Annotated in this window: 14 protein-coding genes; 11 read left to right on the forward strand and 3 right to left on the reverse strand. The window is 48.0% G+C overall.

Translation table 11 applies throughout. The features are described 5' to 3' along the window. The first annotated feature begins 39 nt into the window (after positions 1-39). On the forward strand, positions 40-777 hold the full coding sequence (locus SH451x_RS20435) for a UDP-2,3-diacylglucosamine diphosphatase (RefSeq protein WP_479358957.1): 738 nt from the start codon (positions 40-42) through the stop codon (positions 775-777). A 598-nt stretch (positions 778-1375) separates the two neighbouring features. Then, on the forward strand, positions 1376-2011 hold the full coding sequence (locus tag SH451x_RS20440) for a glycosyltransferase family protein (RefSeq protein ID WP_479358959.1): 636 nt from the start codon (positions 1376-1378) through the stop codon (positions 2009-2011). A gap of 141 nt (positions 2012-2152) precedes the next feature. Here the strand turns inward: SH451x_RS20440 and SH451x_RS20445 are convergent, their stop codons facing one another. The 3 genes from SH451x_RS20445 to SH451x_RS20455 form a co-directional block, all read right to left on the reverse strand. After that, the gene (locus tag SH451x_RS20445; RefSeq protein ID WP_479358960.1) at positions 2153-3442 is read right to left on the reverse strand and encodes a hypothetical protein; all 1290 of its coding nucleotides are present in this window, start codon (positions 3440-3442) and stop codon (positions 2153-2155) included. 144 nt (positions 3443-3586) lie between these two features. Further along, positions 3587-4732 carry a TIGR03364 family FAD-dependent oxidoreductase gene (locus tag SH451x_RS20450; RefSeq protein ID WP_479358962.1) on the reverse strand — a complete coding sequence of 382 codons (1146 nt, stop codon included), beginning with the start codon at positions 4730-4732 and terminating at the stop codon, positions 3587-3589. Between the two features lie 16 nt (positions 4733-4748). Further along, complete coding sequence (locus tag SH451x_RS20455) at positions 4749-5303, reverse strand: phosphonate degradation HD-domain oxygenase (RefSeq protein ID WP_479358964.1); 555 nt, start codon at positions 5301-5303, stop codon at positions 4749-4751. Positions 5304-5667: 364 nt separating this feature from the next. Here SH451x_RS20455 and SH451x_RS20460 point away from each other — a divergent pair, with 364 nt between their 5' ends. From SH451x_RS20460 to SH451x_RS20500, 9 genes are all read left to right on the forward strand, one after another. Further along, positions 5668-6330, forward strand: a complete 663-nt coding sequence (locus tag SH451x_RS20460; protein ID WP_479358965.1) for an ureidoglycolate lyase — start codon at positions 5668-5670, stop codon at positions 6328-6330. 36 nt (positions 6331-6366) lie between these two features. Continuing rightward, positions 6367-6828, forward strand: a complete 462-nt coding sequence (locus SH451x_RS20465) for a hypothetical protein (protein WP_479358967.1) — start codon at positions 6367-6369, stop codon at positions 6826-6828. Positions 6829-6845: 17 nt separating this feature from the next. Continuing rightward, positions 6846-7943, forward strand: coding sequence for a DUF1559 family PulG-like putative transporter (locus SH451x_RS20470; protein WP_479358968.1), 1098 nt, complete (start codon positions 6846-6848; stop codon positions 7941-7943). A gap of 381 nt (positions 7944-8324) precedes the next feature. Further along, positions 8325-10010 carry a hypothetical protein gene (locus SH451x_RS20475; RefSeq protein WP_479358969.1) on the forward strand — a complete coding sequence of 562 codons (1686 nt, stop codon included), beginning with the start codon at positions 8325-8327 and terminating at the stop codon, positions 10008-10010. Between the two features lie 38 nt (positions 10011-10048). Further along, the gene (locus SH451x_RS20480; RefSeq protein ID WP_479358970.1) at positions 10049-10651 is read left to right on the forward strand and encodes a PEP-CTERM sorting domain-containing protein; all 603 of its coding nucleotides are present in this window, start codon (positions 10049-10051) and stop codon (positions 10649-10651) included. A gap of 81 nt (positions 10652-10732) precedes the next feature. Beyond that, complete coding sequence (locus tag SH451x_RS20485) at positions 10733-12598, forward strand: metallophosphoesterase (protein WP_479358971.1); 1866 nt, start codon at positions 10733-10735, stop codon at positions 12596-12598. A 44-nt stretch (positions 12599-12642) separates the two neighbouring features. Continuing rightward, positions 12643-13953, forward strand: a complete 1311-nt coding sequence (locus SH451x_RS20490) for a DUF5690 family protein (protein ID WP_479358972.1) — start codon at positions 12643-12645, stop codon at positions 13951-13953. After that, complete coding sequence (locus SH451x_RS20495) at positions 13950-15137, forward strand: phosphonoacetaldehyde reductase (protein WP_479358973.1); 1188 nt, start codon at positions 13950-13952, stop codon at positions 15135-15137. The genes SH451x_RS20490 and SH451x_RS20495 overlap by 4 nt, the downstream gene beginning before the upstream one ends. A 17-nt stretch (positions 15138-15154) precedes the next feature. Further along, positions 15155-16291 carry an alkaline phosphatase family protein gene (locus SH451x_RS20500; RefSeq protein WP_479358975.1) on the forward strand — a complete coding sequence of 379 codons (1137 nt, stop codon included), beginning with the start codon at positions 15155-15157 and terminating at the stop codon, positions 16289-16291. The last annotated feature ends 106 nt before the right edge of the window (positions 16292-16397 follow it).

Raw genomic sequence — 16397 nt, forward strand, 5'->3', positions numbered from 1 at the left:
ATCTAATGTTCTTGTCTGCATTTCAAACGGAACGATCCCTTGAAGCGAGATTGGTCAGACCTCCGCAGTCTGTTTCTCAGCGACTTACATCTTGGATGGCGATTCTCGAAGCCTGATCAGTTACTGCAACTACTGAAACATGTAAAGCCAGCATATCTCTATTTGATCGGCGATACATTTGAATGGTACCATCGACAACATCGTCGATCTCAATTCAAGTCGAGAAAGGTTGTCGAAGCTCTACAAGCTCTTTGCGAAAACGACACGGCCATTGTGATCCTATCGGGAAACCATGACGCGGAGTTGGCTCAACACCAAATATTTACTGGCTGGAAAGTTTGCTCATATACCTTCCATGAGACTTGCACCGGAGAACGGCTTCTCATCGCTCATGGAGATGTGTTTGATTTACACCGCGGCGATACGCCTGGTTTTGCAGAGATTCTTGCAGGCCATTTTTATTTAGCACTGTTGGGAATCGGAGATGCGTTCGCAAAAGTCACTCGCACTCCAGTTGCCACTCACTTCTGCACACAGGTCAAATCTCAGTTCGAGTCTGTCAATCGACATATAGCTGATTTCGAGCAATTCATGCTCCAACTTTCTGCAAGCCATAATTGTAGTGGAGTTGTATGTGGTCATATTCATAAGCCATCTGCGAAAATCTTGCCACTAGGGCACTACTACAACTGTGGTGATTGGGTGGAAAATCAAAGCTGTATTTGCGAGTGGAACGATGGTCGGCTAACACTTGAACATCTCCACAATGCCGAGTAGGCGGCGCATTGATCGCGAGCAATATGCTGGAGTTTTTACGCCATAATCAGGAACCAATTCAAAATGGCAACCTTAGTCTACAGCTTGCGAAGTTCCCAAAAATCGCATGCTATTCGCGCTCAGATCTTTGCAGAACTATTCGGAAAAGCACACCGTGTAATCCTTCTGGCAAACGGCGACGCTTACCAAGAGTTGTACCTAAGCTATCAACATAACAATCAAGTAAGCGTAAGACGTCGGCCTCCGCTTGACCTTGCAAACTCCGAGTATCATCTCAATTTCCGCGGTTCGATCATAGCCACTTTTCGCAATCTTTATCACGGCAGGGCTTGGACAAATTACATAGCAGAATCGCTTCTCCGTGAAAGCGCAGCTATCGTCGTCACGGACTTTGAACCAATCGCCGCCAGCGCAGCTCGACTAGTGTCGATCCCGTTTGTTATTCTCGATCAGGACAACATCTGGTCTGCTGCCAGTTCGGCAAAATGCATGAGAAAAATTCGATGGACGGCAAAACTGCTAAGTGCTTCAAATAGCAATTGCTGGAGATATGCCACTGAAACGGTTGTCAGCAGTCTCCATCCACACCCAACCTTGTATGATTCAACACCTGTCAAAACTATTGGGGCCCCTGATTCCAGACCGAACGCTCGCTGCTTTGCCGAACGATCCGAACGGTTCGCATATTCTTGTGCATATAAAAAATTCGAAATTCGACATCTTGCTTCGATACCTTCAACTTATCAATCACAATGTCAAGGTATATGGAGTTGGTGAAAAACCGACCGAAAACAACGTCCAATTTTGCCGCTATTCCGATGAAAACTTTGCAAGAGATTTGGCAACTTGCGATTGTCTCATCACCGATTCGAATCGCATGCGGATCAGCGAAGCATTCTATCTTCGCAAACCTACGCTTGCCGTTTCAGAAGAAGGCTGCCTTCAGGACAAGCTGGGCATGCAACTTTGCATAGCCTCTGGTTGCGGTTGGGCAACTACGCTTCCCAAGCTGAATCTTCATTTGGTCCAACAATTTATTTTGGTCGTACCCTATTTACGCAACAAGCTGGAACAAAGAACTTCTACAAGCGGAAATGACGAACTCAAACGACTGATTGAAGAGAGAATTGGTCGTACAGATGTTGCTTCGGTTGAGAGTCACAAAGCAGTCGATCCAGTAGTCACGAATCCATTTCCTGTCGATGGACATACAGATGAATTGATCAGAAAGTAAGAACCGCAGGTAGCGGAATTGTCGCTGGCGCCGCAAAATTCTACTGCCGTGTGAACCGAGTGCATTTGCACATCGGTTTGCGAAGTTCTTGAACTAGCGATTGCGTACTATCCGCTTTGTTCATCTCTCAAGAATCACTGACTACTGATCCTCGACGATCCTTCCTTCAACTTCAAGAAATGCGACAGCAATGCTGCCGGCAACTTGCTCGTTGTTGGCAGAATCTTCCGCTAGCGCATTGATTGTAAGCCGGTACCGACCTGCACTCAGGGGAACATTACCAAAACTTGTACCCAAATCGAATTGATTGTTTGCTGGTGGGTAGCCGTTCATAGTAATAACTTTGTTGACAACATTTTGGTTGTTGACTAGATCGCGAACTCGTACGACCACCCGTGCAAAACCAGGCTCATCATGCGCGACGTAGTTGCCCAAAAAATCCACAACGCCCACGACTCCCGAAAGCTCGATATGCCCAGCGTTATTCAGTTGAAAATCAGACCGAAATTCCGATGAAACGTCACTGGAAGCGCTTCCCTGAACATAAAGCCCGCTTGCAGCATATCCATAGACCCAGAATACGCCAGAATCTCGGTCTACATAAGAAGACAAAGAACTCTCGGCAATTGTCGCGGTGCTTCCGACGTCTAGCGCGGCCTCAAACTGCTCAAATTTTCGAGATATTACTTGATCAGCATCGCTGTTATCTTCATCGGAACTTGCCGCAAACACTGCATGGCGGATATTGAGAAACTCTGGAACATTTTTCTGCACAGGAGTCGCTGTCAAGTCGATCTGGAAATTTCCAGTCGAGCTCTCGTAGACGTCGCCGCCAGCGAAATCAATCTCCAACCAGACTCGCGATAAAACTGTCAATTGATATGTCCCAGCTTCAAGTACTTGACCAAAATCAACGCTGCCAGGGACGTATTGAGTCACGAGATAGGGCTGTCCATATTTTCGCAACGCGAAAAACACGTCCGATTCCGTCGCTGGGTAGCCCGCAAAGCTCAGCAATCCGCCAACTTGCACTTGGCAATCCTGATCGAGTGTAAAGGTGACATAGGCAGCCGCTTGCGAGTCAGCCGAACAGTAAGCGTATCCATAGTCATCAGCGACATACGCATAAGCCTTACCTGAGAGACTTATCTGACTGCTGTTAAATTCCGAGTCATGCTCAACTCCAACCGTTGCTTGCGATGAGTATCCTGGAGCGGTTCCATACTCACTGAATGCATATGTGGTAAGAGAATCCAGTTCATCGTGCCGCGAAATTTCGTAACTATATTCTGGCCCTGCATCCGTCTCAGCAAACGCTGTCGATTGCATGGTCGCTTCGTTGAGCGAGATTTGTGCAACCGCAACATTTGCTGGTACAGCCAGCACCATACATGCTCCTACGAGCAACCACCGAATAAATTTGCTTCGCATTACATTGCCTCCACGCTTTGCCCACTAAAACTGCGTCAGACCGACCAGTCTGAGAAACGCTAGGATTATTGTGCGACTGAAAGCTAAGAAGTTGTGAAGTTATGCAGAGGGCAACAGTTAATTTTTGTTCATCTCAATTTCATATCAGAAAGGCAGCGATTCCAGAACGTTCTGGCAAACCTTCTCTGCGATTCCAAAGGACAACGTCATGCCTGCACCTCCCAGCCCTGTCACAACACGGACGCCCGCCATTGGCTCTGAGGTATAAAAGAAGCGCGTGGCATGCTTTGCGTACACGCCGCTCCACCTGTTGGCAATCTGCCAGTTTGGTAGGTGAATCTGCCGTCTAAGTTCTCGAAGGATCAACTCATCAATTACTTCACTCCTAAACGGTTGCAAATCGCCATACTCATGAGAATCTCCGAGGATCACCTCACCCAGCGAGTTCTGGGAAGCCATTACGTGAATACCGAACTGATCTAGCTCAGGTGTTTCCATGTGAACTCGATCGCTCAAGATTGAAAGCGATGAACATTTGCGAAAAGATTGATAGTGCCGAAGCGTTAATCCACTTGCAAGATGGCTACCAATTCGCCAGCGGTCGGGCTGCGGAGTGGTCTTCAACATCTGCAACTTACATTTAATTAACCCCGAGCCGACAAATTCGTGCGGCAGGAGCGACTCAAAATCGGCTCCACTGCAAATCAAGATTGTTTCAGCTTTGAAATCAGCTCCGGATGATGTTCGGACTAAGCCAGTTTCAACATGGCAGACGTGATGCTCGTATAGGATATCAACGTGGTGGCAATCGATTAAGTATTTTGCAAGCTGCTCGATTGCTTCGGCTGGGTTGACGCATAACTCATAAGGGCTCCAAAGTGCGCCAAGCAATCCGCTTGAGTTAATGCCTGATGAAACGCGCAGTGCTTCTGTTGAATTCAGAAGCCGAAGTCCCTCTATACGTTCCCTCGACAACTCGTAGAACTCTTGCAGTACATACCACTCGTCGTCCCTGTGTGCCAAATGAAGCGAACCGCATTCTGAGGCCCAGAGGCTAGCTTTCGCACTGAGCTCCAACCATATTTGACGACTGCGCATCGCCAGCTCACGTTGTTGACCTAACGGTTGGCCAATCGGCCAGACCATTCCAAAATTACGAATCGTTGCACCTTGGGGGCGTGCACTTCGGTCAAGGACAACCACGCGCAAGCTCTTCTTTGCAAACGCGAGGGCGTGCGCAAGCCCAACGATCCCACTTCCAACAACGACTACATCGTATCGATCTTCCATACGTTTGCTTCTAGTATCACTCACTGCGAAGTTGGGCGACTCGGTCAATAATGGGGAGAAAATGCTGAATGTCAGGCGTCTTCATACCGACGATTTTACCCATATCATCCCATCTTCGAATTTGAACCGCCTCTCTCCAGTGCGGATTATTTTCAAAAACCGCTACCTCTTCCTGCAACATCATCCCGCCTTGCAATTTAAGACTCAAACGAGACGGTTCAGATAGCTGACTTTCGTAGAGCGAATCGACAGCACACAAATAACGCTTAGCGTCGACATGCATTTTGACTGGAGCAACCACGGCCTCAGGAAAGCTGGTTTTGAGAAAGTCATAGCCTAACGATTCGTGCAAGTCGTCGATCCCCATTTCTGGAGCATCATCCGGGAGGCAATGCACCAAGTGCCCGATATCGTGTAGCAGGGCAGCCACGATCAAAACGTCAGACGCGTCTTCTTGAAGAGCGAACGTCGCACACTGAAGCGCATGCTCAAGCTGCGTTACACTTTCACCGCCATATTCAGAATCGCCTTTCTCTTTGAATAGTAGCTCGATCTGTTCAGATGTCTTCATATCTTTTCTCCTTTGTTTTGAATGTGATGAAAATGACAATGAAGTTGAGCAGTGTCAAGAACTAACCAGCGACACGTTGATTACTCTTCGAATTGGCCACTCTGGCGCATGTCAAGCTTTAGCAATTTATAACGCTCCAGCAGCTTCCTCTTCATCGATTCATCATGCAATCGTCACGCAATCGTCACGAGAAAATCACAAATGCGGACGAACGCATTCTTAAACGAACCTTCATCGATTAATAGGCAATTCATACTGGACGAACTTCGTTGAAACTGCGAGAAATTGCAAATCGCAAAACACTCACGCGCTACACTTGTGCTTTTTTGTGTTGCGCAACCCACCTCAGCCCGCAGGCTCACGAATGACAGTCGACTATCTGAATCCTGAAATCGCTGCTCATCTGCCACTAGTGACTATTCCATTGGTTATCGCGAATGATCAAAACCTAAACGGTTATGGTTTCCTCGTGAATACACCTGACGAGATTGATATTGAAATAGTGCGATGGCCTAAGCAGGGCTGGCGGGAAGTCGATTGCGATAGTGGCGACGAAGGTGGCACTACTGAAGGCATTTTTATTAGCGGGTGGAAAGGAGACATCCTCTACGGCTCAAATGAAGCCGTCGGTGGCAAGTATGTTCTCGGATATAACTGCGACCCTACGGAAGCGAATCCCGATAATGTAGATGATCCTATTCAGATCTTATTGTGGCACGCGAATTACCATCCTGATGGGGGCCAGCTTTTTTACCCAATAGATCGACGCCCCTTTATTATTCCGCTCGCATTGCCCGGTGATGATGTGCTGCCGAACAACTTTGTTGCGTTTGTCTTTGATGGGTCAGTTGGATGCTATATACATCCCAACGTGTGGCATGATGGCGTATTCACAACCATGGGAACTCAGAAATTTTTCGATCGCCAAGGCCGGGTTCATGCTCGTGTGTCAGTAAACTTTCCGAAGGAATTCGGTTGCCTGCTTCATATCGACCTAGAAGATATTCAAGCTCTTGCTTCTCGTTAGTAAAACTTCAACCTATTCCTACAACTAAATTTAGAGATGCTTTACAGACGAAACATAGTCGCGTTTTTTCTAGCTATTTTTATACAGTCAATTTCAGGTTGTTCCGGCCCTCCAGAGCTGCAAAAGATCAAGGGGCGTGTGACACTCGCTGGCAAGCCCTACGAACGACTCATTGTATACTTTCGGCCGATAGATAGTAAAGCAAACGTTTACAACCTCGGTGTAGGTGAAACAACAGAAAGCGGTGAACTTGGTTTGCGATCTACAGCTGGCGACGGGATTGCCCCTGGTGAATACCGCGTTTCGTTCTCCTGCGTACGAGTAAAAGGTAAGAACGAGCAAATTGGGGCATCTAACGAAAAGCCCGACGACGAGCGTTCTTTGATCACCGAAGAGTTGGTACCGTTTCCTTACAACGATGACAATGAAAGCCCAGTTAGGTTTGAGGTCAGTCAGGGCGAAGACAATATTTTTGAATACGACATTCCTACTTCTTAATCCACGGAGACGAAGACATGAAGAAAAACTCTAGTGTTCCAAACGGATTCACTCTCGTTGAACTACTTGTAGTGATTGCGATCATTGGAATTCTGGCCGCTTTGTTGCTGCCTGCAATTCAAACTGCTCGTGAATCGGCCAGACGATCCGAGTGTAGCAACAAGCTGAGACAGTGGGGCGTTGCAGCGAACGCGTTTTCCACGACGTTCAAAGGAAAGCTGCCGATGCTGGGCGAAGCCCAAGAGGGAGCTCACTGGTCGTCGTTCCTCCTTCCGTACGTTGAGCAAAGTGTGATATTTGACAAGCTTGCATTCGGTTCGAACGACTGGGCTTCCGGTGCGGCGGTCTCCAATGCATCTATGGAATCTCCCGCTGAATTCCTACGTCAAATTGCTGCAAGCGAATCGTACCTGTCAGTGATGCGTTGCCCATCTTCGCAAGCTCGCGATCCTGTTTTCGACGCATCCACCTATTCACCACCTTGGTTTGTCGCTGCACGGCAACCAGCAAACTACTTGGCATGCGTTACGGGTATCCAGCCCAATGACTGGAAGCCTGCGTGGGGCTGGGGCCGGCCTAATCGATCGACCTGGGGAACTGGGAAACCAACTAAGCACCATTCTGAGCTAGACGGTCTCTTTATCACCCGAGCTCCCGAAATCTGCCGTGTTCATCAAGAAGGCGGATACACAGGAGTCGCCATTGGGCAGGTCATTGACGGGATGTCCAATACCATCATGTTCGGCGAAGCGGAGCCGGATCCCGAGTTAGCGTTGAGTTCGTCGCGACAGGAAAACCCAAACACGGGAAGAAAAGACCATTGGGCGTTGGGAGGCGACGACTTTGATAACTGGGAAGGAACGGATTGGTCCGAGATGGGTGGGTCGACCGCCGTACCTATCAATTATCCCAAACCCACGACTCGATTTTCAGACGCAAGCGTAGAATGGGGAATGTACGAAGTAAGTTTTGGAAGTATGCATGTTGGTGGAGCAAATTTTGTTTTCGGCGATGGCTCCGTACATTTTATTCCTGTTGAAATCGATCCAGAAGTCTACAGTGCTTTAGGCACACGCGCCGGCCAAGAAAAACTTAAGACAGCTCTACCTTTCTGATTTGTAATCGTCTTACATGTTTCAATCTGGTCGTTTAATAAATCAGCTAAACCTTTTCAACACAGACCATTTCTATTCTTGCGTTTGTTCATACTCCGCCAGGACTCCCATAGGCCACGAAATAATTCGTGGCCTTTTTTGTTAAGTAACCCGCTAGTGAATTATTAGCTTTGTTTTAATGAAACTTGCTTCATCAATTCTTGGCGGCGTATTAACACGTTAATAGTAGAACCCACAAACTATTTGCTTATATTGCTCGCACTCAAACGATGACGACATGCGTTGTAAAGCTTGTACAGATTAATTGGGACATTGCTTTACTCTTGCGTAAGCATCTGATTTGAATTTTGGATTTCACCGTAGTTTTTGGAGCATGGCTTTATGAAATTCTTTTTGACAAGACAAAGGGTTGCTCGCTTAATGCAGCTATCGCTTGTCGCTCTGGCCGCTTGTGGCCTCTCGCAAAACGTGCGAGCTGAAGAAGTTGCCTTCGATGATTTCGAAGGGCTAACAATGTTTCCTTTCACGCAGGCCACTGGCGTGGGTGATGGAACCGATTGGACTCAGAATATTCCTGGTTGGCTAATAGATAACTCGGGACTCGACCCATCGGAGGCACAAGCATACAACGGCTGGTCCGCAATGGACGTCGATTCATGGATTGATGAGCAAGGCATCCAAGCTGGTCGGGACCGAATGCGTTTAGGCGATGACAACAATACAGCACTCGTCGCAGATCCAGACGCTTGGGATGATTTCTATCTTAGCGCTGGCGACAATTACAATTCATACATCTCGCGCGAGTACGATATCACCACTGCTGACTTGGACAATCTTTTGGTTATGTTCGATTGGGACTTCGTCGCCGAAGACTCGCAACGAGGCGTTGTAGACGTATCCTTCGACAACGGTGTAACATGGCAGAATCTAATCGACATAGCCTCGATCAATCATCCCGGCGGGTTCCCGAACGACACGACTTTCTCGACAAACCCGCTGACATACACCGTCCAGCCAACCCAAGGAATGTTTGTTTCCGGCGACGATTTCGTAGTGCCAAACGGGGCGACCAGTATGGTTCTTCGCTTTGGTTGCATTACATCGGGTAACGATTGGTGGTTTGCTGTAGATAACGTCCTCGTAACTGATGGCGTTAGTTACAGTGATTTTGAGGACTTCGAGGGTTTGACACTGGATAGCTTCCCTAGTGGTGGCGTAGGCGAGCCGCCAGGGGATGGTACCGATTGGACCGACTTGATTCCAAGTTGGACAATCGATAATTCCAACATGTTGCGTCTCGGTAGCGAAGAAGCGTTCAATGGCTGGCGCGCTCTAGACACGACTTCTTGGGTAAACGAGCAAGGCGGTCAACAAAGATCATTTTTGAATGAAGAATCGATTTTCGGTGCTCGTAACACAGCGCTTGTAACGGACCCAGACGCACATGATGACTATGTGTCGGGCGATGACCCTGCGGGACAAGATTTTAATTCTTACATCTATCGTACATACAACCTTAGCTTCTTTCGTAACACATCCGTTAAAGTCACGATGGACTGGGAGTTTCGCGCAGAGGACCCACAACTGGGCACAGTTGAAGCTTCCTTCGACAAAGGCAAAACTTGGGTCTCGATGCTAGAACTTGATTCAGCAGATCCTGATCTGGGAACAACATTCGCAAGCTATCTCTTCCTCGGTTCAAGCCATTTCGCAACCTTTGAAGCACCCCAGACATTCACGTTCGGCGGCGCCGGTAGTCCTTTGCCAGCCAAGAACGGGAGCACAATGATCCTGCGAATCGGTTGTACAAACGCTCAGAATAATTGGTGGTTCGCGGTGGACAACATTTTGGTCGAAGCAGACGCTCAAACTTTCAAGCACGGCGATGCTAACCAAGATGGCAACATCAACTTTGGCGACCTTGCCGCGTTCATTCAAGCCTTACAGAACAAGGCTTCTTACAACGCGACATACACCATTCCGGCCGACACCATTCTCGATATGGACGGAAGCGGCACGTTCAATTTTGGTGACATAGCGCAATTTCTTGCGGAACTACAAAACTAATCTAAGTCAATTTTACCAATAGAAACAAAAAGATAATTATGAAAACATTTTTGATTGCGTCTTTTGCATTCGTATCCTTACTAGCCTCACAAGCTCAAGCTGCCGTAATAAATTTCAGCACCAGTTCTAGCGATGCAAATGCGGGCTCAAGCCTCAGCCTTGAACCAGGTAACTCTGGCTCCATGTACGTCTGGGTTTCCTCGGATCCTGGCCAAACCATCGTCGGAATGGACCTAGGTATTTTGTCAGACAACGCAAGCGTTTTGCAAGCCACAAGTTGGAATGTTGTAAACCCAGCCAACCGTTGGGCGAGTGCCACCGCCGGAACCCTCGGAGATCTTGTCACCGGCTCGAGTGCAATCGCTTTACCCCCGTTCGCTGGAACCGGACTAAGCACTAACGGTGCTTTTGAACTTTACGGAACAGTCGAGTTCTTGGCTACTGATTTGGGTACTACAAATCTAACGTTCGTCACTGGCAGCAACGGATTTGGTGACCTTAGCGGGTCGTTTACACCAACTTTCGGTACCGGTTCTGTTTCTGTATCTGCAGTACCTGAACCAAGTTCGATGGTTGCGTTGGCAGCAATTGGAACGGCGGTTGGAGCTTACCGTCGACGTAAGGCTAAGAAGAACGCTTGATTGGCGAAATCTGGCAAGTGGGAGGACGCCTACAACAGGTGTCCTCCCTTCTTGAAACTTAAAAAAACGATAGGAATCGGAATGCGTCATACCGTCTCTACAGTTGCAATATTGTGTTGTTACCTCTTTACAATGTGCAGTATTTGCACCGCGCACGATGGTCCTGATCCTATCATGCATTGGCGGTTCGACCAACGCAGTATCAAAGATGGCGTGATCGTCGCGAGACTCGGGAGGAATGCTAAATACGAAGGACGTATCAAGTCTATCAATGATGATTTTGGCGGGAGTATTTATTTCTCTGGCGGCTCCTGTGTTGGTGTCATAGCAGATGACGTAACTTCAATGATCGAAGAGATGCCGTCACAAGATATAACGATTTCGGTCTGGGTCTCGATCGATGAGTCACACGAGTCCGGGGGCATTATTGGAGCGGCACAAGATAATGGTGATTTCGAAAAAGGTTGGGTCTTGGGCTTTGATGAAACGGCCTTCACGTTCGCATTGGCAAGCGAAAATGCCGACGATGGCGATGGAAAGCTAACATATTTAAGAGGAAAGACACATTACGAGAAAGGCAAACTATATCACGTAGTGGCAACGTACGACGGAGAACTCATGCAGCTCTACGTTAACGGCAAGCTTGACGCGGAATCAGCAGAACAATCGGGCAAAATAATCTATCCAGAGCATGGCCCTTTTGTGCTAGCAGCCTACAAAGATGACAACGAGCACTACCCGCTACGAGGAAACCTCCGTGAGATCTCTGTTTACGATCTCGCCGCAAGGCCGGCGTGGATTGAGCACGAGTTTGGACATGGTAAGGAATTATTGACACTTGCTCCTAATGGCATGCAAAGCGGAGATGTATCCTTTATTGTCAAACCTTTCCTTCAATATGGCACTCAAGATTCCATGACGGTTGTATGGCGCACCTCAGTCCCAACAGTTGGCACTTTGTTCTATGGTGAAAATGACAATTGTGATTTGGAGATTAAAGAGAGCGAACCAAAGTTGATTCACTCGATCCAGATTCCGAATCTAACTCCAGAAACTCAATACTTTTATTTTACAAGTTCGATAGCCACTGACATTGGGTTTGTTGAATCAGAAGTTAGAACATTCGCCACCGCCGTTAATGAAGAGACACCATTTGCATTTGCGGTTATCGGCGACACCCAAGGCAATCCGACGGTCGCCTCGGCGCTTTGCAAGCTTGCCTGGGCGCATCGCCCGAGCTTCGCCATCCACGCGGGTGACTTAGTGGATGCGGGAAAACGAGATACCGATTGGACAGAGCAGTTTTTCCCCAGCATGGACGAGCTCATTTCCCGCGTTGCCATCTATCCTGTCTTAGGAAATCACGAGCAAAATGCAGCGAACTACTTCGATTATATGGCGTTGCCTGCCCCAGAGTACTACTACGACTTTCGGTATGGCAAGGCCCATTTCTTTATGATCGATACGAACCGCAATGTCGATCCAGAATCGGAACAGTACAAGTGGTTAGACAAAAAACTCTCGGAAACGGACGCCATGTGGAAGTTCGTGTGCCACCATCACCCGCCCTATTCTTCTGACGAGAACGACTACGGTAATTTATGGAAGACAAACAAGTCAACTCGAGGCGATGTGCGAGTTAGACAGCTAGTAAAGCTTTATGAGAAACATAACGTCGACATAGTCTGGAGTGGTCATATTCATTCCTACGAGCGAACGTGGCCAGTCTTTGAAGACAAGGCAACCGATGCAGTCGGACCCACCTACATTATTACTGGAGGTGGAGGAGGAAACCTGGAAACGGCGGGCCCGGTCCGTCCATTCTTTCAAAACAACGTAAAGCGTGGTCATCACTATGTTATGGTCTTCATCAATGGTAGTCAGCTCGAATTCAAAGCTTTTGACTTGGAAGGCAACCTTTTTGATACGTTTGCGGTCCGAAAATAAGCCAGCCCGACGATCATCTCAAAGAAGGACATGACTGCCCCAACATGAATGGAGTCACAGCAAATACAACCGCGACTCGAAACTCGTCTAGCTCCGCCACTTTTATACTCGCGGCAATCGCTGCTTTCGGTACATACTTTTGTATGTATGGATTTCGCAAACCATTTGCCGTCGCACAATACGATGGAATTACAGTTGGCGCTTGGCAATTCAAAAGTCTAGCTGTTTCGTCACAAGTAATCGGCTATATGCTTTCTAAGTGGTTGAGCATCAAATACAACTCTGAATCCCACTACCAAAAGCGAGCGACTACAATCATTTTTTTGATTCTGCTGGCGGAAGCATCCTTGGTCCTGTTTGGCTTTGTGCCGATCGCTTGGAAACCGCTTGCAATATTCTTAAACGGATTACCACTTGGAATGGTATTTGGCCTTGTTCTAGGCTTCCTTGAAGGCCGCCGTCAAACAGAAGCACTGGCCGCAATTCTCTGCCTAAGCTTTATACTGGCAGATGGATCTACGAAAGCCTGCGGAAAGTTCCTGCTGAATATGGGTGTGGACCAGTTCTGGATGCCCGCAGCGACCGGCTTGGTATTCTTAGCTCCGTTACTTCTATTTGTTTGGCTGCTCAAAAAAATCCAGGCCCCATCCGTGCAAGATCGAGCGGAAAGGCTGGATCGATTGCCAATGGATGGTCGAGAAAGAAGGGTCTACTTTCGCAATCATGCTTTGGTGCTGGTACCAATTCTATTGATGTTTGTACTTGTTACGATGCTTCGAACATTGCGATCAGATTTCGCCCCAGAGATCTGGCAAGCTCTGGGCGTACAAACTAGTCCTTCCATTTTTGCAACAACCGAGTTTTGGGTCGGAATTGTAGTCACTCTTGCAACAGGCGGCACATCGTTGATTCGCAATAGCAAGGCTGCCTACAGAGTCTCGCTTGCAACGTGCGTATGCGGACTGTTGATGTTGCTTATGGCGACGTTTGCTGAACAAACGAGTCGCCTGAGCGCATTTTGGTTCATAGTTATTGTCGGTATCGGCGTCTATCTGCCATATGTCGCGGTGCACACGACGTTGCTTGAACGTTATATTGCGCAGAGCAGTGACCGAGCCAATTTAGTTTACTTGATGTCTCTCGCTGATTTTCTCGGCTACTTTGCGTACGTCATCCTTATGTTAATACAGGGCTGGATTCTGGCGACGGTGACGATCATATCTCTGTTTCGGATCGGCTGCTATGGTGCGGCCCTCATATCACTTTTGGCGCTCGCCTTCGCTTGGCTTCGAAGCTCGAAAAACAGCGCACGAACTTGTACTCAGCTAACAGAAACGAGCAATCAACTAACGTGACATACCCTGCAGAAGTCAACTCCGTTCTCGAACAATTGCCGAACACAATTTTTGGTATCAATTGTCTTCGCCAGTTACCTGAAGTCATTGAATCGCTTCGCGCCAAACGCGTGTTGATCGTTGCCGATCGGTCTGCGCTAGAGGCGACAAAATCTTCTGATTTTTTCATGAAGGCACTGCGTGGGCTCACTTTCGAATTCCACATCGATAGCGTCACAAATGTCACAGATGCTGATATCCATCGAGTTCTGGACGTCTATGAAGCTTTTCAGCCAGACACAACCATCGCTTTTGGAGGCGGTGCCACAATCGATCAAGCCAAACTCATGTGTTGCCTCAATAAGGAGAATGAGTCCGGCGATACGAGCGACTTCGACCGCAGCTATGAGATCGTAAAAAACTCCAGAATGATCGCGATACCAACTACGTCTGGTAGCGGAAGCGAAGCCACTCACTTTGCCGTGGTTTACATCAACGGCATAAAACACTCGATTGCCAATTCATTGTTGCTTCCTGACATAGCGATTGTTGACCCAATCGTAACCCAAAGCCTTCCGGCAAAGATCACAGCGGCTAGTGGTTTAGACGCATTCGCGCAAGCGATGGAATCGTTATGGTCTATCAACGCTACCGAATTTTCGATCAGCTGCTCAGTGGCATCGCTGCGTTTGTCTAATCAATCCTTAGAGTGCGCAACACGAAACCCTACATCGGAAAGTCGCGAGCATATGGCGTTGGCAGCCCATTTGGCGGGGCAGGCTATCAATATCAGCAAGACGACAGCTTGCCATGCTTTTTCGTATCCGATCACTCAGCATTTTCAGGTGCCTCATGGTGCAGCCGTCGCCATCACGCTCAGTCGGATGCTCGCTTTTAATGCCGGCGTCAAGTCTGATGATTGCTGCGATCCTCGCGGACCAGAGGCCGTCAGCCGTCGTATCGCTTTGATTCTCAAGGCGCTCGACGTAGACTCGATATCCAAAGCTTGCCAAAGGATCGATGAACTAATAGCCAACGTCGGGTATGCTAACGATTACGAGCTTTTTGGAATTTCGACCTTCGACGCTTTTGACATAATCTCCCGCGAGGCGAACGTTGAGCGGCTTCGCAACAACCCTCGTAGAATCTTCGAAGAAGACCTTAGAAAAATAATTACGAACCCTGCTTTGATTGCAATCGAATAACATCGAAAATTCCAACCATGAAATTATACTCAGCTATGAATTTAAATTTCCTCCGATACTTGAGATTGTTCACTGCATGTCTAATTCTTGAAGTTGTTTGCCTTTCAAGCTGCTCCTTTGGACAGACTAACTACGAAAATCGCAATGTGATTCTGATTACGCTCGACGGCCTACGAAGCGAAGAAGTATTCAGCGGAGCCGATCAACGGCTGATGGTAAAAGAGAACGGTGTTGAAGATCCATCGCAACTTGAGCAAGAGTTCTGGCGTGAGTCGCCAAAGGAACGCCGTGAAATTCTGCTCCCTTTTCTGTGGGAACGATGTTTGTCGGACCAAGGGTGGATTGCCGGAGATTTGAATCTTGATAGTTTAGTAAGCGTCACCAATGATCAATATTTCTCGTATCCAGGATATAACGAGATCCTCACTGGTGCGGCTGATCCGAAAGTTGATAGTAACGATAAGAAGTACAACACAAACATTACAGTGCTTGAATGGTTGCATAGGAAAGAGGGATTCCAGAATCGCATAGCAGCCTATTGCTCGTGGGACGTTTTTCCGTTCATCATCAATGACCGCCGCAGTGGCATTCCAGTCAATGCCGGATGGATGCCACTAACAGTTGGCGATCCTGCAAAATTGGAAGCCTACAATTTTGTTGCACAAAACATGTTTCATGAATGGGAGGGCGTTCGATACGATGCTTTTACAGCCGCTGGTGCGATCGAAGAACTGACGACGAAACATCCTCGCGTACTATACGTTTCACTAGGCGAAACAGACGACTGGGCTCACAAGGGGCGATACGATCGCTATCTGCTCGCAGCGCAGCAGAACGACGCCATCATCCGAAAGATCTGGGAAACTTCACAGTCGATTCCTCAATATCACAACCAAACGTTGTACCTGATTGCTACCGATCATGGTCGTGGCGACGGCCGGGAAGGGTGGAAAAGTCACGGAAGCAAACTGCCCGGTTCTGAACACATTTGGCTTGCTGCATTTGGACCAGGCCTTAGCGCTACCGGAATTGATGAAGGAAATCGATACCAACAGGCTCAGGTGGCCGCAACTGTTGCTGATTATCTCGGATTTGACTTCCCAAGCACGAACGACCAAATCGCTGCGCCATTGCCTGTGATTAAGCACGAGTAAGTTGCGAACGCATCTAGAATTCGGATCAGTTCACGATATTTGAATCCATTCAATATCGTAGAAGACAACGATGAAAGTCGGGGGAGCCGCAGCCAATTCTCCGAAT

The organism is Njordella aestuarii (assembly GCF_056494165.1).